Origin of the sequence: Actinomadura sp. NPDC000929, assembly GCF_040492065.1 — a bacterium.
Lineage (GTDB): Bacteria > Actinomycetota > Actinomycetes > Streptosporangiales > Streptosporangiaceae > Spirillospora > Spirillospora verrucosospora.
This window is the reverse complement of the sequence record NZ_JBEUPA010000054.1, coordinates 24263-43264: the sequence shown is the minus strand read 5'-3', so window position 1 is coordinate 43264 and position 19002 is coordinate 24263. Positions and strand designations below refer to the sequence as shown.

Genomic DNA, 19002 nt, shown 5'->3' with positions numbered 1-19002 from the left:
CGCCCCCAACGCGCCGTCGACTGCTTCCTGCGCGGGTCGGAACAGCCCGAGGACGCTCGCGGACGGGCCGGGGAAGGGCAGGAACGGGAGGGTCAGGAGGCCGAGGACGCCGACCGCGACGACGGCGGTCCCGGCGTACTGGCCGCCGGCCAGGGCGGCCAGGGCGGCGGCGAGGCCGGGGCCGGCGATCCCGGCGAGGTTGTAGCTGGAGGCCTCCAGCCCGTAGGCGCGCGAGAGCCGGCCGGCCGGGACGAACCGGGGCAGCAGGCTGGTCAGCGCGACGACGATGGGCTCGGTGCAGCCGATCACGGCGGCGACGACCAGCGCCAGGGCGAGCGGCGAGCGCCCCGCGAGGACCAGCAGCAGCCCGGTCGCGGCGACGTAGCAGGCGGCGAGGGCGACGGCGCCGCGGCGGGGGCGCGCCACCCGGTCCAGCGCGTTCCCGATCACGGGGCCGCTCAGCACGTACGGCAGCGTCATCGCGGTCTGCAGGTACCCGGCGGTGGCGGCGTGGCCGGTCCGCGCCTGGACGGTCAGGACCAGCGCGGTCGCGACGCCCTCGGCGGAGACGCGCAGCATCGTCGCCGAGGTGAGGTGGAGGGGCAGCCCCGCGTTCCTGCCGATCACCCTCGAATGGTGGCATACCGTCCGCCGCCTAGACTGCGGAGGGTGACGGCAGCGAAGACAGCGCACGAGCACCGGGTCACCAGCGAGGTCGGACGGCTGAGGACGGTGCTGCTGCACCGCCCCGGCGCGGAGCTCAAGCGGCTGACCCCGCGCAACAGCGACAAGCTCCTGTTCGACGCGATCCCGTGGGCGGGCCGGGCGCAGGAGGAGCACGACGCGTTCGCCGAGGCGCTGCGGTCGCGCGGCGTCGAGGTCCTGTACGTGACCGAGCTGCTGCAGGACGCCCTGGAGTACGAGGCCGCGCGCGAGCAGGCGATCGCCGACGCCATCGTCGACCTGCGCCTCGGGGACCAGCTTCGCCGCGTCGTCGAGGACCACCTGCGCGGGCTCGACCCCGAGAACCTCGCGCACACGCTGATCGCCGGGCTCGCGCACGAGGAGCTGAAGGCCGGGCACGGCCTGGTCTACCGGCTGATGGACGAGCGGGACTTCATCGTCGACCCGCTGCCGGGCCTGCTGTTCACGCGCGACAACAGCACGTGGATCGGCGACCGCGTGGCGGTGACGAGCCTCGCGATGGAGGCGCGGCGGCGCGAGTCGGCCCTCACCGGCCTGATCTACGCGCACCATCCGCGGTTCGCCGGGGTGGAGCCGGTCTACAGCCCGTCCCTGGAGCACCTGGAGGGCGGCGACGTCCTGCTGCTGCGCCCGGGTGTGATCGCCGTGGGCACCGGCGAGCGGACGACGCCGGCGGGCGTCGAGCGCCTGGCCCGCCAGGTGATCGGGGCCGGGCTGGCCCGCACGGTGCTGGCCGTGCCGATCGCGCAGGAGCGCGCCACCATGCACCTCGACACCGTCTGCACGATGGTCGACGTCGACACCGTCGTGATGTACCCGCCGGTGGCGCACTCGCTCACCGCCTACACGGTGACGCTGGACGACGGCCACCTGCGCGTCGCCGAGCCGCGCCCGTTCCTCCAGGCCGCCGCCGACGCGATGGGCCTGGACCGCCTCAAGGTGATCGACACCGGTCTCGACCCGGTCACCGCCGAGCGCGAGCAGTGGGACGACGGGAACAACACCCTCGCCGTGGCGCCGCGCCTGTGCGTCGCCTACGAGCGCAACATCGAGACCAACGCGCAGCTGGAGGCGTCCGGGATCGAGGTCATCCGGATCAGCGGGAGCGAGCTCGGGACGGGGCGGGGCGGTCCCCGCTGCATGTCGTGCCCGATCCTGCGCGAGGAGATCTGAGCCGCGCCCGGGGCGGCCGGGGAGAAGAGGGTTCTGCGTTCTTCCCGGCGCCGGGGGCTCAGAGGCGCGCGGCGCCGGGAAGAACCATCAACGCTCGCGATGTCGACGGGGGCACGACATCGCCCGAGCGTTGGAGAGGACCATACAAGGTCGGGCGGGGTTCCTTCCAGGCAGGGTCGCTCTATGCCGGATATGCCCGACTTGGAGCTACTTCACTCCTGGTTCCGTTGCAGAGGTCTTCATCCGGCTCGTCGAGCAGGTCCGGAAAGGCGGAGAGATCCGGGACGACGGCGTGCGCGCCGGCGGGAGCGGCCATCCGCTCGTCGCCGGACGACCTGGGCGTCCGCAGGATGGCCCAGACGGTCGTGGTGCCGTCCTCGTGGCGCACCCCCCAGCCCTCGGACAGCGCCTCGACGATGCCGAGCCCGCGCCCGCCGAGCGAGGAGAGCGTGCCCGGTCCCCGGCGCGGCTCGGTCATGGCGCCGCCGTCGCTGACCTCCAGTTCGAGGAGGTCGCCGCGGCAGAGCCAGCAGACCTTCACCTGGCCGGACGGCAGCGGCCGCGCGTGCCGCAGTGCGTTGCTGAGCAGCTCGCTGACGATGACACTGGCGTCGTCCACGACGGAGTCGTAGACGCCCGAATCGGCCAGCTCCGAGCTGAGGCGCCTGCGGGCGACCGCGACGCTGGACGGTGCGTGTGGTAGCAGTACGACGCTCGACGCCCTCACCTCCCCGATGCTCCGCTCACTCGGACGAGTCCCGTCATCACCCTTCCGGTACGTCCGAAATGCCCTGATGGCCATGACGGGAAACCAGGACGAACCAGTTCACCACCTGCACAACGAGTCATCCGCCGTCCGGTCACGGTGATCACCCCCGGGATCGGAATCTCGTCACCAACGGCGACCAACCAAGGATCTATCCAGCCAACGGCGGATTTACTCCTCGCGCACGCGTTTCGTCCGTCACACGCCGCCGTCACCGCACTTCTCCGCACCGTTCCCAGCCTGCCACCCCGCGAGACCGCCGAAAGCGCTGGTCACGCCCGTCTCACCGGACCGCCCGGGACGGACTGTCCGCACGGTAAGTAACCGTCCGCTCAGCGCGCCGAACGCAACACCAGGCGCATGCACGTCCCCTCGCCCGCCCGCGCGCCACCTGCGGGTCCCCGCCCGTTCGTGACGGAGAGTAGTCGACCCGCCTGTTCTTCGTGGGTGTTTTCAGAGGGATTTGACTGGTTATTCAGAGTTTGGGGGGTTTCGTTGTGAGATGTCTCACGCTCGGCCGGGTGCGCGGAGATCGTGCCGCCCTGCGCCTCCGTCAGCCGTCTGACGATGTAGAGGCCGAGCCCGATGCCGCCGAACCGGCGGCGGTCGCCCGCGTCGCCCTGGACGAACCGCTCGAAGATCCGCTCATGGTCGCCGGCCGGGATGCCGATGCCCTCGTCGGAGACCGTGACGACGATGCCGGAACCCTCGCGGCGGGCCCGCACCCGCACGGTCCCGCCGTCCGGGGAGTACTTGAACGCGTTCTCCAGCAGCTGCCCGAGGACGATGTCGGTGGCCATCGCGTCCCCGCTGCACGGCGGCAGGTCGGGGGCGATCTCCAGCTCCACCCGGTGCAGCGGCGACAGCGAGCGGAACCCGGCGACCACGCCCTCCAGGACGCGGCCGAGATCGAACGGCTCGATCGTCACGGCCAGCTCGTCGGCCCCGGCGCGCGACCCGAGCAGCAGGTGCTCCACGAGCCGCCCGAGCGACTGGGCCCGCTCGGCGATGGTGGCGACCGCGGCGCGGCGGTCGGCGTCGGTCAGCTCGTCCCACCGGTTGACCAGCGTGGACGCGAACCCCTGCACGACCGTGATCGGGGTGCGCAGCTCGTGGCTGGTCGTGGCGAGGAACAGGTCCTTGGCCTCCTCCAGCGCCTTGGCCTCCGAGACGTCGCGGAAGTCGACGACCAGCTCGCCGGTCTCCTCGATCTCGGCGGCCAGCACGTTCAGCCACGTGCCCGACTCCAGGCGGAACGTGAGCATCTCGCCGAGATCGGGCATGTCGAAGGGCAGCGGGCGCCCGATCGCGTCCTCCGGCGGGATGCCGGTCAGGGTGTGCGCGGAGTTGTTCCAGTGCCGGACGACGAGGTCGTGGTCCAGCACCGCGATGCCGTCGGCGCTGGAGTCGATGACGGCGCGCTCGTGGGCCCGCTGCCGGACGACCTCCGCGTAGGCGACGGCGTTGCCGACCGCGACCCCGGCGTGCCCGGCGAGCAGTTCCAGCAGTTCGAGCTCGGTGTGCCCGACCTTGCGTCCGGAGAATAGCGCGTACAGAGCGCCGTACGGCCGGTTCTGCAGGTACGACAGGCCGAGCGCGATCGTGTGCAGGCCGGGCAGCTCCGACCAGATCAGGTCGCCGAGGCGCCGCTCGCCCGTCGCGAGCTTGACGGTCTTGCCCGACCGCAGCAGCTCCCCGACCAGGCTCGGCCGCAGCTCGGCGCACCGGCCGCGCATCCGCTCCGGCAGCCCCGACATGCTGACCAGCCGCAGCCGCTCGCCCTCGATCTTGACGAACCCGCCCGCGTCGGCCCCGGTCAGCTCGATGAGCGCGGCGGTGATCCGGTCGAGCACGACGGCCAGGTCGAGCTCGGCTCCGAGATCGGCGACGATGTCGTTCAGCCGCCGGACCAGCCGGGCCCGCTCGGTCATCCGGTTCTGGACGATCTCGTCGTCCTCGACCGGGTGGTACACCCCGACCCAGCCGAGCAGCGTGCCCCTCGGATCCTTCAGCAGGCTCGTGTCGATGCGCACGTCGATGAGCCGGCCCTCGCGGTGGAAGCGGCGGGTGGCGATCGAGATCTGCCCGCCGTCGGTCTCGCCCTCGCCGCCGCGCCGGGTGAGGAGCCGCTCCTGGACGGCGTTGTGCTCGGCCTTCAGCTCGTCCGGGACGATCGGCGGGACCCGGCCGAGCATCTCCTCGGCGCTCCAGCCGAACATGCGCTCGGCCGCCGGGTTCCACACGGTGACCCGGTGCCGCTGGTCCACGGCTACGATCGCGTCGGCGGCGCTCTCGATGACGGCCCGCGCGATCGGATCGTGCACGTGCTGATACACGTCTGTCATCGTGCCACCGCACTCCGGCATGGCGCCGGGCAACTTGCGCCGAAACTTGCTTTCGACCCAAACCTTACCGTCTGGTAAGCCTACCGATGAGCAGGGCCGCGACCCCCGCCACCAGGAACGACAGCAGCGAGGCGCTCATCCACGCCTGCGGCGTGAAGTGCAGCGCGTCCCGCACGTCCGACCAGAAAGCGGTCCACCGCGCGACCGTGCCCGGGTTGACGAGCTGGTAGACGACGAACCCGATCGCCCATGCCGCGATCATGCCCCAGCGGGACGGCGCGGTCCGCGAGACGTCCCAGCCGCCGGCCCGGCGGCGGCCGAGGAAGAAGTCGGCGGCGAGGACGCCGAGCATCGGCACGAACACCGATCCGATCAGCGACAGGAAGCCCGCGTAGTCGCCGATGTCGAGGACCAGCGCGAGCACGGTGATGCCGACGCCGAGCGCGACGCTCAGCACCCGGCGGTCGGCCCGGGGGAACAGGTTCTGGATCGACACCGCCGTGGAGTAGGTGTCGGCGAACGACTGGTCGGCCTCCCGCAGCACGAACACGGCGAAGAACACCACGCCCAGCGAGACGCCCAGGAACGGGTCGAAGATCCTGCTCGAGTCGCCCGCCACCAGCGCCAGCGCGAGGAGCCCGAGGACGTAGGCGACGATCTGCGTGACGGAGTAGCCGACGGCCGCGGCGCCGAAGGCCCCGCGCTCGGTGCGCGCGTGCCGGGTGTAGTCGGCGGCGACCGGGACCCAGGAGATCGACACGGCCAGCGCGGCGTCCGCGCCGAGCCAGAACCCGCCCCAGGAGCCCTGCGTCAGGTCGGGCAGCGGCTCCCGGACGAGCTGGACGTAGAAGTACACGAGCGCGATCGCCACGGCGACGGTCACGTAGCGGCGCAGCAGCCGCACCGAGCCGAGCGGCCAGACCGTCAGCACGGTGGTGATCGCGCCCGCGGCGACCACGTAGCCCCAGCGCGGGACGCCGTCCCACAGCTCGCGGGCGGCGTCGGCGATGACGATCAGCTCGAACGTCCCCCACCCGACGAGCTGGGCGATGTTGAGGACGGTCGGCGCGTACGACAGCTTCGCGCCGAACAGGCCGCGCAGCAGCACCATCGCGGGCTGCCCGGTCCGCGCGCCGGGCACGGCGGCCAGGCCGAGCATCAGCCCGCCGAGGGCCGTCCCGACGGCCATCGCGACGATGCCCGCCATGATCGAGATCGTGGGGCGGCCGCCGGCGTCCGGCGCGAGGACGGTGTAGGCGCCGGAGAAGGCCAGGAGGCTGACCCCGAGGTTCCCCCAGAAGGCGCTCTGGTCCCAGAATCCGAGGACCTTGGGGGCCGGCTCGTCGAGGGTGAAGGGGACCTCGTCGGGGGCGCGCTCGCCCTGAGGGCGCTTTTCGACGTCGGACGTCACGGGACACACACTCCCTACGCCGGCATTACCCGGACAGGTTCATGCGGTCGGCGACGCCTTGGAGGCCGCCCTCTCAGCCCGGCTGTGGCCCGAGCTCCCGCGGTCATCGGTCAGGCCCGATCGTACAACCGCCCGTCACGCCCCAGAAGAGGGCAACCGGGTCAGATCACGCGAAAGTTTTCAGATCCCCCAGAGTCATCGAGCTCATGCAGCGACATCGACGCTCACGCAGCGACATCGACGCTCACGCGACGTCATCGACGCTCACGCAGCGACATCGACGCTCACGCGACGTACGGTGGACCGTCCCCCGCGCCCTCCATCGGCCGGCCCGCCTCGGCCCACCCGTGCATGCCGTCGCCGACGTTCCTCGCCAGCCACCCCGCCTGATTGAGCGCGGACGTGACCTGGGCGGACCGCGCCCCGGACCGGCAGATCACGTAGACCTCCCGGTCGCGGGGGATCTCGCCGGCGCGGTCGCCGAGATGGCGCATGGGGATGTGGACCGCCGCGGGCGCGTGGCCCGCGTCCCACTCGTCCTGCTCCCGGACGTCCAGCAGGTAGCCGTCCTGCGGAACATCCGCGGCGACCACGGCCGGCACGTCTTCCCCGAAATTCATCACACCCCCCATGGAACCGTGCGAAGCCCCCCTGCGTCGAATCACGCATGCGGTATCGGACGCTCGTTTTCGCAGCGCCCGGGCTGGCCTTGCTCCTGTCCACGGCCGCCTGCGGCGACGAACAGGCAAACGGAAACTCCGCCGGAGCGCCTTCGGGCACGACGTCCGTGCAGCCGTCCGGCTCACCGGCGGACACGCTCACCGTGCGGGTGAAGGCCTCCAAGGAGGCGCCCGCCAAGACCTGGAGGCTGACCTGCGCCCCGCCGGGCGGGGACCATCCCGAGGCGGCCGGCGCCTGCGCGGCGCTCACCAAGGTCAAGGATCCCTTCGCGCCCGTCCCCAAGGACCAGATGTGCACCAAGATCTACGGCGGTCCGGAGATCGCCACGGTCGAGGGCACCTGGCAGGGCAAGCGGATCGACACCACGTTCACCCGCGACGACGGCTGCCAGCTGCACCGCTGGAGCCAGATCGGCCCGGTCTTCGGGAACGTCCCGAAGGTCCGCTGATCCCGTCCCCGATCCTTCGTCCCGTCCGGACGAGCCATCCCCGTTCCGGCTCCGTCCCCGACTCCCGTCGCCAGGCCCCGGCACCCGCCGGGGCCTGGCCCGTCTCACGGCGCCCGGGGCCCGCTACTTGAGGAGGCGGGACATGCGGCGGTCGGCGAGCGGCTTGCCGCCCGTCTGGCAGGTGGGGCAGTACTGGAGCGCCGAGTCGGCGAACGACACCTCGCGCACCGTGTCCCCGCACACCGGGCATTTCTCGCCCGCGCGCCCGTGCACCCGCAGGCCGGTCTTCTTCTCGCCCTTGAGGTCCTGGGCTTCGAGGCCGCGCGAGCGCTCCACCGCGTCCCGCAGCGTGGTGACGATCGCCTCGTGCAGGACGGCGACGTCCTCCTCGGTCAGCGAGGACGCGATCTTGAAGGGGGACATCCTGGCGACGTGCAGCACCTCGTCGGAGTAGGCGTTGCCGATACCGGCGATCACCTTCTGGTCGCGCAGCAGCCCCTTGATCTGGCTGCGCTTGCCGTTGACGATCCCCGCCAGGGCGGCGGTGGTGAACGACTCGTCCAGCGGGTCGGGGCCGAGTGAAGCCACGCCGGGCACGTCGTCGGGGTCGCGGACGACGTAGACGGCGAGGCCCTTCTTGGTGCCGGCCTCGGTGAGGTCGAAGCCCGAGCCGTCGTCCAGGTGCACGCGCAGGGCGAGCGGGTTCTTGCCTCCGGGCCGGACGGGCCTGGCCGGGATCTCGTCGCGCCAGCGCAGCCAGCCGGCGCGGGCGAGGTGGACGACGAGGTGCAGCCCGTCGACGTCGAGGTCGAGGAACTTGCCGTGCCGGGTCGCGCCGGTGACGGTCAGCCCGCCGAGCGCGGTCACCGGCGGGTCGTAGGTCTTCAGCGCGGAGATGGCGAGAACATCGACGCGGGCGACGGCATGGCCGACCGCGCGCTCCCGCAGGAACCCCGCCAGCGCCTCCACCTCAGGTAGCTCAGGCATGGGTTCAGTATCCGCGACGAGGCACGCTGCCGGAACGTCCGTCCACAGCCCTGTGGACGCCTGTGGAAAACCTGGGGGCGGTGTGACCCGGATCTCGGAATCACCCATACCCCCCAGGGGTTGTCACGGGTGTCCGGTTATGGCAGCATGAGGCCCACGAGATACCCCCCAGGGGTAAAACACCGAGGGAGAAGACGATGAGCACCGCCACCTACACCGTCAGCGGAATGACCTGCGGCCACTGCGTGAGCTCGGTGACCGAGGAGGTCGAGCAGATCGCCGGTGTGACCGGCGTGGACGTCGACCTCCAGACCGGCAGGGTCACCGTCACGAGCGAGACCCCCCTCGACGACGCCCGGGTCAAGGACGCCGTCGAGGAGGCCGGATACCAGCTGACCTCCTGAGCGGACCGCGCCTCGCCCCCGCGGCGGGGTGCGTCCCTCGCAACACCGAGCGGAGTGAAACGGCAATGAACAGCGCGACCAGGCTGGGGGCCTACGCGGTGGGCCTGGCGGTCGTCTTCGGCGGCGCCGCGAGCGTCGGCAAGATCGTCGGCCCCGTCGGAGGAACGGCGAAGATGGCGTCCCACGAGAACGGCGAAGGCGGGCACGGCAGCGGAGGGCACGGCGGCGGAGGGCACGAGACCGCGGCGTCCCACGCGCCGGGCGGCCTCCAGGTGTCGGAGGACGGCTTCACGCTGGCCCCGCAGCGGACCGTCCTCACCGCCGGGGAGAAGACGGACTTCCGGTTCACGATCAACGGGCCGGACGGCAAGCCCGTCACCGGGTTCAAGCCGCTGCACGGCAAGCGCCTGCACCTGATCGTGGCGCGGCGCGACCTGTCCGGCTTCCAGCACGTGCACCCGACCGAGGCCGGGGGCGGCGTCTGGACCGTCCCGATCACGCTGGCCAAGCCCGGCGTGTACCGGTTCTTCACCGACATCCAGCCGGACGGCGCGAAGCGGCAGCTCACGCTCGGCACGGACGTGTTCGTCCCCGGCGACCTGAAGCCCGCGCCGCTGCCCGGGCCCGAGCAGGTCGCGAAGGTGGACGGCTACGAGGTGCGGCTCACCGGGGGCCTCACTCCCGGGAAGTCGACCGAGCTGACCCTGAGCGTGAGCAAGGACGGCAGGCCGGTCACCGACCTGGAGCCGTACCTTGAGGCGTACGGGCACCTCGTCGCGCTGCGGCAGGGCGACCTGGCCTACCTCCATGTCCACCCGGACGGGGAGCCCGGCGACGGCGAGACCGAGCCCGGCCCCGGGATCACGTTCTTCGCCGAGGCGCCCAGCTCCGGCGCGTACCGCCTGTACCTGGACTTCAAGCACGACGGCAAGGTCCGCACGGCCGAGTTCACGGTGCACGCCGGGAACGTCCCCGCCCAGGAACAGGGCGAGGAGCCCGAACCGGGCCACGACGACCGGCCCCACACCCACTGACGTTCCGATCGAGGCAGAGGAGGACGCGATGAGCACGGACGCTGTGTCCGGGCGTGTCGAGCTGGCGATCGGCGGTATGACGTGCGCGTCGTGCGCCAACCGCATCGAGCGGAAGCTCAACAAGATGGACGGCGTGACCGCCACGGTCAACTACGCCACCGAGAAGGCCAGGGTCGAGTTCGCGCCGGAGGTCTCGCCCGACGAGCTGATCGCCACAGTGGAGAAGGCGGGCTACTCCGCCGCCCTCCCCGCCCCGCCGAAGGCCGCCGGCGAGGCGGCCCCGGAGCCGGCCGACGAGCTGCGCCCGCTGCGGCAGCGGCTGGTCACCGCGGTGGTGCTGTCGATCCCGGTGATCGCGATGGCGATGGTCCCGGCGCTCCAGTTCGAGGCGTGGCAGTGGCTGTCGCTGACGCTCGCCGCCCCCGTCGTGGTGTACGCGGGCTGGCCGTTCCACCGGGCCGCGGCGGTCAACCTGCGGCACGGCACGGCGACCATGGACACGCTGATCTCGCTCGGCACGCTGGCCGCGTTCGCGTGGTCGCTGTGGGCGCTGTTCTTCGGCACCGCGGGAGAGCTGGGCATCAAGCACGGGTTCGAGTTCTCGATGACCCGCTCGGACGGGTCGATGAACATCTACCTGGAGGCCGCCTCCGGCGTGATCATGTTCATCCTCGCCGGGCGGTACTTCGAGACGCGCTCCAAGCGCCGTGCGGGCGCCGCGCTGCGCGCCCTGCTGGAACTCGGCGCCAAGGAGGTCTCGGTCGTCCGGGACGGCCGCGAGGAGCGGATCCCGGTCGACCGGCTGGCCGAGGGGGACCTGTTCGTCGTCCGCCCCGGCGAGAAGATCGCCACGGACGGCGCGGTCGAGGAGGGCTCGTCCGCCGTGGACGCGTCCATGCTGACCGGCGAGTCGGTCCCGGTGGAGGTCGGACCCGGCGACACCGTGGTCGGCGCGACCGTGAACGCGGGCGGCCGGCTGCTGGTGCGCGCCACCCGGGTCGGTTCCGGCACCCAGCTCGCGCAGATGGCGCGGCTGGTGGAGGACGCGCAGACCGGCAAGGCGCAGGTGCAGCGGCTCGCCGACCGGATCTCGGGCGTCTTCGTCCCGGTCGTGATCGCGCTGGCGCTCGGCACGCTCGGCTTCTGGATCGGCACCGGCGAACCCCTCGCCGGCGCCTTCACCGCCGCGGTCGCCGTGCTGATCATCGCCTGCCCGTGCGCCCTCGGCCTGGCCACCCCGACCGCGCTGATGGTCGGGACCGGGCGCGGCGCGCAGCTCGGCATCCTGATCAAGGGCCCGGAGGTGCTGGAGTCCACCCGCGCGATCGACACCGTCGTGCTGGACAAGACCGGCACCGTCACCACCGGCAAGATGGCCCTGGTCGACGTCATCACCGCCGACGGCGTCGCGGAGGAGGACGTGCTGCGGCTGGCGGGCGCGCTGGAGAACGCGTCCGAGCACCCCATCGCCCAGGCCATCGCCAGGGGCGCCGCCGAGCGGGTCGGAGACCTCGGCACGGTCGAGGACTTCGCGAACGTCGAGGGCCTCGGCGTCCAGGGGATGGTGGACGGCCACGGCGTCCTGGCGGGCCGCCCGCGGCTGCTCGCCGAGTGGTCGCAGCACCTCACGCCCGACCTCGAACGCGCCATGGAGAAGGCCCAGGCCCTCGGCCACACCGCCGTCGCGGTCGGCTGGGACGGCGAGGCCCGCGCGGTCATCACCGTCGCGGACCAGGTCAAGCCCACCTCCCGGGAGGCCATCGAGCGGCTGCGCGAGCTCGGGCTGCGTCCGGTCCTGCTGACCGGCGACAACGAGACGGTGGCCCGCACGGTCGCCGACGAGGTGGGGATCGAGGAGGTCATCGCCGACGTCCTGCCGCAGGACAAGGTGGACGTCGTCAAGCGCCTCCAGTCGGAGGGGCGGACGGTCGCCATGGTCGGCGACGGGGTCAACGACGCCGCCGCTCTGGCCCAGGCCGACCTCGGCCTGGCGATGGGCACCGGCACGGACGTGGCGATCGAGGCGTCCGACCTGACCCTGGTGCGCGGCGACCTGCGGGCCGCGGCCGACGCCATCCGGCTGTCGCGCCGCACGCTGGCCACGATCAAGGGCAACCTGTTCTGGGCCTTCGCCTACAACGTGGCCGCCCTGCCCCTCGCGGCGTCGGGCCTGCTCACCCCGATGATCGCCGGAGGCGCCATGGCGTTCTCCTCGGTCTTCGTGGTCACGAACAGCCTGCGCCTGCGGCGTTTTAACTGATCACGGGTCGTGCCGTGTCGGGACGGGGGCCCGACACGGCACGACCCGTTCGGTCAACGCGTCGCTCCGGCTTCGCACGCGATCGCGACAGCTGAGGTCGTTGCGTGGCGGGTGCACCGGTCCATGTGAGCGCCCCGGCGCCGGGTCTTCGGGCTCGGTGCCGGGGCGTCGCGCTTTGTCAGGGGCGCAGGCGAGTGAGGAACGGGGCGAGGGCCGGGTCGGCGGCGGCCTCGTCCAGGGACTCGGTGAGGGTCTCGACGTAAGTGGGGGCGGCCTTGTCCTGGACGGCGCGGCCCTCGTCGGTGATGACGGTGTAGACGCCGCGGCGGTCCTTGGGGCACATCGCGCGGCGGGTGAGGCCGGCGGACTCCAGGCGCGCGACCAGGCGGCTGACCGAGCTCTGGTTGAGGCCGATCAGGTCGGCGAGCTCCTGCATGCGCAGCTCCCCGTCCTCGGCGCGGGCGAGGTGGCACAGCGCGCGGTACTCCGACAGGCCGATCCCGTGGCGGCGCTGGAGTGCCTTGGCGAGCCGGTGCTCGACCCGTCCGTGAAGCACGACGATGCCGTCCCACAGCGCGCCGTCCGCCATGGCCTCGGTGCCAGCGCTCATCGCGCACCCCACTTTCTCTTGACGCCAGTTTACCCGCGATGCCAACATGTGCATGTACATACAACTCATGCAGATGCATAAAAGTGCCCGGCGCTCGACCGGAGGGACAAGACGATGACCAGCCCCCTGCTCGCCCCGTACGAAGGCCCCCACCTCAGGCTGCGCAACCGGATCGCGATGGCGCCGATGACGCGGGGCCGCGCCGACGACGCGACCGGCGTCCCCCACCCGCTGACCGCGGAGTACTACGCCCAGCGCGCGACCGCGGGGCTGATCGTCACCGAGGGGATCTGGCCGCACCCGCTCGGCAAGGGCGGGCCCGGCATCCCCGGCCTGGTGACGGAGGAGCAGGTCGCCGGGTGGCGCGAGGTGACGGACGCCGTGCACCGGGAGGGCGGGACGATCTTCGCCCAGCTCTGGCACGTGGGCCGGATGTCCCATCCGCTCACCCTTCCGGGCGGCGCGGCCCCCGTGGCGCCCTCGGCGGTGCGCATCCGGTCCGCGGGCATCCACACCAGGGAGGGGAACGTCCCCCACGTCACGCCGCGCGCCCTGACGACCGCCGAGGTCGAGGAGACGATCGCCGCGTTCGCGGCCGAAGCGCGCAACGCCGTCCGGGCCGGGTTCGACGGCGTCGAGGTGCACGGCGCGAACGGGTACCTCGTCCAGCAGTTCCTGGCCGAGAACACCAACCGGCGCACCGACCGGTTCGGCGGCTCCCGCGAGGGCCGGCTGCGCTTCGCGCTCGACGTCGTGCGGGCCGTCGCGGACGCGGTCGGGCCGGAGCGGGTCGGGCTGCGCGTCTCCCCCGGCAACCCGGAGAACGAGATCGCCGAGGAGGACCCCCGGGGCACCTACCGCGCCCTCGTGGACGCCCTCGACCCCCTCGGCCTGGCCTACCTGCACGTCATCGAGCGCGGCGCGTACGGGGCACTGGCCGACCTGCGGCCCCGCTGGTCGGGCACGCTGATCGGGAACTTCAACGGCCCCGAGCCGACGTCCCGGAGCGCCGGCGAGGAGGTCGTCGCGGCGGGCCTGGCCGACGTCTTCTCCTACGGCCGCCTCTTCATCTCCAACCCCGACCTCCCCGCGCGGTTCGCGGCGTCGGCTCCGCTCGCCGGCGCCGTGGAGGAGCTCGTCTACGGAGGCCACGCCGAGGGCTACGTCGACTATCCCCCGCTCGCCCGGGTGTGACGGCTCAGGACTCCACGGACCAGAAGGCCACTTCGTGCCGCATGCCCTCCATGAAGAGGCGTTCCGCGGTCGCGGGGTCGGGGTCCGCCTCGTCGATCATCTGGGCGATGCGGGCGGCGAGGTCCGCGAAGCCGGGGTCGGCGTAGGTGTCGACCCAGCGGCGGTAGCGGGGCTCGGCCGGCGGGTTCTCGGCGAGGATCCGCCCGAGCGTGGAGTAGCCCCACATGCAGGGGTACAAGGCCGCGAGGCCGTCGCCGTACACGGCGGCGCTCTCCAGCAGGAAGGACGTGTAGGCGGCGCACGCGGGCCCCTTCCGGGCGCCGTCGAGGTCGGCGGCGAAGCTCGCGGAGAGGGAGCGGTGCAGGTCGAGCTCATCGTGGAAGGTGGCGTGGGCCAGGTCGACCAGGTCGCCGAGGTGGGCGTCGGGGGCCTGCCACGCGAGGCGCGAGAACACCCGCACGTAGTCGTGCAGGAAGAGGTAGTCCTGCTCCAGCCATGAGCGGAACACGGCCTCGTCGAGGTTGCCTTGGGCGATGCCCTTCACGGTGGGGTGCTGGAGCTGCTCGTCCACCAGCGGGCGGCCGAGTTCCTCCAGGTGCGCGGCGAGACTCATGGCGCCAGTCTGCCGCAGACACGACCAGGGCCCCGCCGGGTCGTGCGACCCGGCGGGGCCCTGGTCTTGCACCGGTGTGCGGGTCGCCTCTCGGCGAAAGGCACAACACGGCTCCAGCCGAACGGTATTCCGTGAAGGCGAAAGGTGAGGCCCGGGGACACCAGGCACACCGGCTGTCATGTGTAACCGACGGGCCCCGGGGATTGTTCCCGGCTCCCGAGATCCGCGAAGGTCCCGGTCCGGCGGATGGTGTGCCAGCGCAGGCGGGCCCCCAGCAGCGCGGTCACCACGGACTGCACCACGACCAGGTACATGAGCTGCCGGTAGACGAACTGCTGGAGCGGCAGCGCCCACAGCGGGCGGACGGACTCGCCGTCCAGCCACAGGGCGTAGGCGCCGGCGGCCGCCTGCGCGGCGACGAAGAGCGTCCAGGAGACGACCGGGACCAGCGGGTCGAGGAAGATCAGCCCGAACACCGCGAACAGGTCGATGGCCGGGGCGAACAGGGGCAGCAGCACCTGGAACACCGTCAGGTAGGGCAGGCAGCGGCGGCCGAACCGCCCCGAGCCGCCGCGGTCGACGACGGAGCGCCGGTGCTTCCACATCGCCTGCATCGTCCCGTAGCACCAGCGGTACCGCTGCCTCCACAGCTGCCGCAGCGACGCCGGCGCCTCCGTCCAGGCCAGGGCCTTCTCCTCGTAGACCACGCGCCGCCCCGTGCGGCAGATCGCCATGGTGAGGTCGGTGTCCTCGGCGAGCGTTTCGCCCGGGACCCCGCCCACCTCGGCGAGGACGGAGCGACGGAACCCCCCGATCGCGCCCGGCACGGTCGGCATGCACTGCAGGAGGTCGAACATCCGCCGGTCGAGGTTGAAGCCGATGACGTACTCGATGTGCTGCCAGCGGCCGAGGAGGCCGCCCCGGTTGGCGACCTTGGTGTTGCCGCTGACCGCGCCCACCTCCGGGTCCGCGAAGGGCGCGATCAGGTGCCGGAGGGTGTCGCGCTGGAAGACGGTGTCGCCGTCCACCAGCACGAGGATCTCCGACCGCGCCGCGGCGACGCCCGCGTTGAGCGCGCTCGGCTTGCCCCCGTTCGGCTTGCGGAGGAGCCGCACCCCGGGCAGGCGCAGGGACTCGACGATCGCGGCCGTGCCGTCGGTCGACCCGTCGTCCACCACGATCACCTCGACGGTGCCCGGATAGTCGGTGTTCAGCAGCGTGGTCACCGTCGCCGCGATGCCGGCCTCCTCGTTGTAGGCCGGGACGACCACGGAGACGGGCGGGAACGGGTCCGGCGGCAGCCCGCCGGGCGGCGGGGGCGGCCCGGTCGGCCTGCGCCGCCGGCCCGCGGGCCGCCGCACCCGGCGCATGTGGACGTGCGCGAACACCAGCAGCGCCACGAGGCGCAGCACGCAGAGCAGGCCCGCGACCCCGAAGACCGCGCTCATGGCGCCGGTCAGCCCGGACGCGGCGCGCTGGGCGGTCACCAGCGTCCAGCCGACGGCCCGCTCGCGCGCGGGCACCGCGACCTCGGCGCGCGGCATGTCCAGTGCCTGCGCGAGCGTGGTGAAGCGGTAGCCCTGCGGCTGGAGCCGGTCGAGGATCCGCCCGACCGCCGCGACCGTCTCGGACCGGTCGCCGCCCGAGTCGTGCAGCATCACGACGGCGCCCTCGCCGCGCGCCCCCGCCGCCAGCGCCCGCTGGACGATCGTCTCGGTTCCGGGACGCGACCAGTCCTCGGTGTCGCGGTCGGTGAGGACGACGATGTAGCCGTCCCCTCCCGCCCGTTCGGCCGCGCGCCACTCGGGCGCGGTCAGGCCGTCCGGGCGGGAGGAGTACGGCATCCGCATCAGCCTGGTGTGGACGCCCGCCGCGCCCGCCAGCGCGCGTTGGGTGAGGTCCATCTCCAGGCGCGCCCGCCAGCGCGGCGCGGCGGCGAGGTCGGCGTGCGTGTAGGTGTGCGAGCCGATCTCGTGGCCCTCGCGGAGGATGCGGCGGGTCAGCGCCGGCTCGCGGGCCACGTGCGAGCCGACGGTGAAGAACGTGGCGTGCGCGTCGTGGCGGCGCAGGACGTCCAGGATCCGCGGCGTCCACTCGGGGTCGGGCCCGTCGTCGAACGTCAGCGCGATCGTCTTCGGGGGCATGCGGCGGCTCTTCGGGACGCCGCCGGAGAGGTTGACGACGGGACCGCCCTCGGTCACCCGTGACGGAACCGCCCCGGAATGCCCCGGATCGGCCCGCGGGGCCTCGCCGACGGTGCCGCCCGCGAAGCCGTCCATCAGCAGGAGGACGGCCAGCACCAGGCCGCCGAGCGAGAGCAGGATCCAGTGCCCCCGCGGTTCCCCGCGCCCCATGTCAGCCGTTCTTCTTCTTGTGGCCCCACGCGGGGGGCGTCGCCTGCGACCTGCCCGGCGCGCTCGTGGTGGTGCTCGTCGCCGTCGCCGCCGGCGGAGCCGCGGGAGCCGACGGCGCTGCGGGCGCCCCGGACGGCGCGGGAGCCGCCGACGCCCCGGGCCCGGCGGGCACCACCGGCGTGCGCGGGGACCGGGCGCCCGGTCCGGTGGGCAGCGGACGCGCGGCAGGAGCCCGCTCACCCGCCTTCCCCGCCGGGACGCTCGGGCGGTTCACCTTCGCCCGCGGCTGGGCGGACGGCTCGCTCCACGGCGTCAGCGGAACGTCGGCGCCCGTGGTCAGGCCGAGGCCGAGCGCGCCCAGGAACACCAGCAGCACCGCGCCGACGAGCAGGCCCAGCCGGCGTCCGAGCCGCGCCCGCCACCCGGTAGCGTCGACGAAGACGGGCATCGCCTCGGCCTCTTCCAGCGGAACGGGCTCCGCGAGAGGCCGGGGCGGCGGAGCGACCGGCGCTATGCCGGTGACAAGCAGTTCGTCCCGGTCGTGCGAGGCATTGCCGATCATCTTCGTCCGTCATCTCGTGCGAGGGGGCCGGGGCGGCCGGGCGGGAGGGGTTTTCACTCCATCAGCGCGAACCCGCGCGTACGTGTCACACCACAACGGGAATGCCTGCACAATGGCGCGGTGGACGAGGACGAGCTCGGCCGGGCTCTGCGGGCGGCGCAGGACGGCGACGAGGAGTCCTTCCGCATGCTCTACCGCGACGTGCAGCCCCGCCTGATCCGTTTCGCCGGGGCCATCGTCGGCGCGGACGCGGAGGACGTGACGTCGGAGGCGTGGCTGCAGATCGCCCGTGACCTCCCGGCGTTCCGCGGCGACCTCGACGGGTTCCGCGGCTGGACCGCGACGATCACCCGGCACCGGGCGCTGGACCACCTGCGCCGCAAGTCCCGCCGCCCCGGCTCCGACCTCCCGGTCGAGGAGCTGGTCGCGATGGCCGCCGATGCCGACACCGAGCTGGACGCCATGGACGGCCTCGCCACCGAGCGGGCGCTCCGGCTGATCGCCGACCTGCCCCGGGACCAGGCCGAGGCGGTGCTGCTGCGCGTCGTCGTGGGCCTGGACGCCAAGACGGCGGGCAAGGTGCTCGGCAAGCGCGCGGGCGCCGTGCGGACCGCGGCCTACCGGGGCCTGCGGCGGCTCGCCGAGCGGCTGCCGGCGTCCCGCGCGGACGCGGCCGACGGCGCGCCGGGCTCCCGCCCCCTCGTCCAGGGTGACAGAAGCGGCGGCAGCGGCGCTGAAGGGGTGATATGAGCGACGACACCGAGCCCGGACGGCTGGACCCGCGCGCCGCCGAGCGGCTGCTCGACGGCGCCGGCGGCCACGCCGAGCTGCGCGAACTGCTCGCGGCGGCCTCCGCGCCGGCCCGCCCCGGTGAGCTCGCGGGAGAGGACGCCGCCGTCGCCGCCTTCCTGGCCGCCCCCCGGCCGGCCCGCCGCTCCCGGGCCGCGGCCCTGCGCCGGTTCCTGACCGTCAAGGTCATCGCGGTGGTGGGCGGCTCGATCCTGCTGTCCGGCGGCGTGGCCTTCGCGACCGGGAACTTCCCCGGTCAGGAGGCGGCGCCCGGGCCCTCGTCGACGCCTCACGAGCGCAAGACCCGCGAGCCGGGCGGCGGCCCCGGGTCCCGCCCCTCGCAACGTCCCGGCATCGAGCCGTCGCCCAGGCCCTCCCGGGAGGAGGGCAGGGCCGAGGGCGAGGGCGAGGGCGAGGGCGAGACCGGCAAGACGTCCGCGCCCGGCCTGCAGAAGAAGACCACGGGCACGAAGACGAAGCCGACGCCTCCCCGCGGTCCGGGGAGCAACAACGGCACGACCCGCCCGACCGCCCCGATCAAGACGAGCAACCCGAACAAGAAGAACGGCACCCTGGGCAACGGGGGCGCCGGCGACGCCCCGCAGGGCGGAAACCACGGTGGCTCCCGGACCGACGCCCCCCTCGGCGGCGGCGGCGGCCGGTGAG

The 19002-nt window shown here is 73.0% G+C and carries 18 protein-coding genes and 1 riboswitch; of the genes, 8 read left to right on the top strand and 10 right to left on the bottom strand.

What is annotated here, in order from left to right:
- Window positions 1–627 (bottom strand): MFS transporter (locus ABWI04_RS20295; RefSeq protein WP_353833408.1); only part of this gene is annotated, 627 nt, incomplete at its 3' end.
- Window positions 628–669: 42 nt separating this feature from the next.
- Between ABWI04_RS20295 and ABWI04_RS20290 the strand changes: the two genes are divergently transcribed.
- Window positions 670–1878: an arginine deiminase gene (locus tag ABWI04_RS20290; RefSeq protein WP_345171671.1), complete on the top strand. Its 1209-nt coding sequence runs from the start codon at window positions 670–672 to the stop codon at window positions 1876–1878.
- 181 nt (window positions 1879–2059) lie between these two features.
- Here ABWI04_RS20290 and ABWI04_RS20285 read toward each other — a convergent pair whose 3' ends face one another.
- The 4 genes from ABWI04_RS20285 to ABWI04_RS20270 all read right to left on the bottom strand — a co-directional run bounded on the left by ABWI04_RS20285 (window position 2060) and on the right by ABWI04_RS20270 (window position 7020).
- On the bottom strand, window positions 2060–2605 hold the full coding sequence (locus tag ABWI04_RS20285) for an ATP-binding protein (RefSeq protein ID WP_345171673.1): 546 nt from the start codon (window positions 2603–2605) through the stop codon (window positions 2060–2062).
- Between the two features lie 371 nt (window positions 2606–2976).
- Window positions 2977–4989, bottom strand: a complete 2013-nt coding sequence (locus tag ABWI04_RS20280) for a sensor histidine kinase (protein ID WP_353833407.1) — start codon at window positions 4987–4989, stop codon at window positions 2977–2979.
- A gap of 64 nt (window positions 4990–5053) precedes the next feature.
- The gene (locus tag ABWI04_RS20275; protein ID WP_345171677.1) at window positions 5054–6400 is read right to left on the bottom strand and encodes a purine-cytosine permease family protein; all 1347 of its coding nucleotides are present in this window, start codon (window positions 6398–6400) and stop codon (window positions 5054–5056) included.
- A riboswitch (TPP riboswitch) is annotated at window positions 6394–6511 on the bottom strand. Its footprint overlaps the gene before it by 7 nt.
- A gap of 173 nt (window positions 6512–6684) precedes the next feature.
- On the bottom strand, window positions 6685–7020 hold the full coding sequence (locus tag ABWI04_RS20270; protein WP_353833406.1) for a rhodanese-like domain-containing protein: 336 nt from the start codon (window positions 7018–7020) through the stop codon (window positions 6685–6687).
- 209 nt (window positions 7021–7229) lie between these two features.
- Between ABWI04_RS20270 and ABWI04_RS20265 the strand changes: the two genes are divergently transcribed.
- On the top strand, window positions 7230–7529 hold the full coding sequence (locus ABWI04_RS20265) for an SSI family serine proteinase inhibitor (protein ID WP_345171681.1): 300 nt from the start codon (window positions 7230–7232) through the stop codon (window positions 7527–7529).
- Window positions 7530–7652: 123 nt separating this feature from the next.
- On the opposite strand, the gene ABWI04_RS20260 is transcribed toward ABWI04_RS20265, so the two are convergent.
- Window positions 7653–8516: an Fpg/Nei family DNA glycosylase gene (locus ABWI04_RS20260; protein WP_345171683.1), complete on the bottom strand. Its 864-nt coding sequence runs from the start codon at window positions 8514–8516 to the stop codon at window positions 7653–7655.
- Between the two features lie 197 nt (window positions 8517–8713).
- Between ABWI04_RS20260 and ABWI04_RS20255 the strand changes: the two genes are divergently transcribed.
- The 3 genes from ABWI04_RS20255 to ABWI04_RS20245 all read left to right on the top strand — a co-directional run bounded on the left by ABWI04_RS20255 (window position 8714) and on the right by ABWI04_RS20245 (window position 12214).
- On the top strand, window positions 8714–8920 hold the full coding sequence (locus ABWI04_RS20255) for a heavy-metal-associated domain-containing protein (RefSeq protein ID WP_141579550.1): 207 nt from the start codon (window positions 8714–8716) through the stop codon (window positions 8918–8920).
- Between the two features lie 65 nt (window positions 8921–8985).
- Entirely contained in the window at window positions 8986–9954 is a 969-nt protein-coding gene (locus tag ABWI04_RS20250; protein WP_353833405.1) for a DUF8832 domain-containing protein, read from the top strand.
- A 28-nt stretch (window positions 9955–9982) separates the two neighbouring features.
- Complete coding sequence (locus tag ABWI04_RS20245; protein WP_353833404.1) at window positions 9983–12214, top strand: heavy metal translocating P-type ATPase; 2232 nt, start codon at window positions 9983–9985, stop codon at window positions 12212–12214.
- Window positions 12215–12392: 178 nt separating this feature from the next.
- Here the strand turns inward: ABWI04_RS20245 and ABWI04_RS20240 are convergent, their stop codons facing one another.
- Entirely contained in the window at window positions 12393–12824 is a 432-nt protein-coding gene (locus tag ABWI04_RS20240) for a MarR family winged helix-turn-helix transcriptional regulator (RefSeq protein ID WP_353833403.1), read from the bottom strand.
- A 114-nt stretch (window positions 12825–12938) separates the two neighbouring features.
- Here ABWI04_RS20240 and ABWI04_RS20235 point away from each other — a divergent pair, with 114 nt between their 5' ends.
- A complete protein-coding gene (locus ABWI04_RS20235) occupies window positions 12939–14018 on the top strand; it encodes an alkene reductase (RefSeq protein WP_353833402.1) in 1080 nt (359 codons plus the stop codon).
- A 4-nt stretch (window positions 14019–14022) separates the two neighbouring features.
- On the opposite strand, the gene ABWI04_RS20230 is transcribed toward ABWI04_RS20235, so the two are convergent.
- The 3 genes from ABWI04_RS20230 to ABWI04_RS20220 all read right to left on the bottom strand — a co-directional run bounded on the left by ABWI04_RS20230 (window position 14023) and on the right by ABWI04_RS20220 (window position 17547).
- The gene (locus ABWI04_RS20230; protein WP_353833401.1) at window positions 14023–14631 is read right to left on the bottom strand and encodes a TenA family protein; all 609 of its coding nucleotides are present in this window, start codon (window positions 14629–14631) and stop codon (window positions 14023–14025) included.
- Between the two features lie 176 nt (window positions 14632–14807).
- Entirely contained in the window at window positions 14808–16985 is a 2178-nt protein-coding gene (locus ABWI04_RS20225; protein WP_353833399.1) for a bifunctional polysaccharide deacetylase/glycosyltransferase family 2 protein, read from the bottom strand.
- Between the two features lies 1 nt (window position 16986).
- Window positions 16987–17547 (bottom strand): hypothetical protein, encoded by a 561-nt coding sequence (locus ABWI04_RS20220; RefSeq protein WP_353833398.1) that lies wholly within the window; start codon window positions 17545–17547, stop codon window positions 16987–16989.
- 120 nt (window positions 17548–17667) lie between these two features.
- Between ABWI04_RS20220 and ABWI04_RS20215 the strand changes: the two genes are divergently transcribed.
- Window positions 17668–18297, top strand: a complete 630-nt coding sequence (locus tag ABWI04_RS20215) for an RNA polymerase sigma factor (RefSeq protein WP_345171700.1) — start codon at window positions 17668–17670, stop codon at window positions 18295–18297.
- The gene (locus ABWI04_RS20210; protein WP_353833396.1) at window positions 18294–19001 is read left to right on the top strand and encodes a hypothetical protein; all 708 of its coding nucleotides are present in this window, start codon (window positions 18294–18296) and stop codon (window positions 18999–19001) included. The genes ABWI04_RS20215 and ABWI04_RS20210 overlap by 4 nt, the downstream gene beginning before the upstream one ends.
- The last annotated feature ends 1 nt before the right edge of the window (window position 19002 follow it).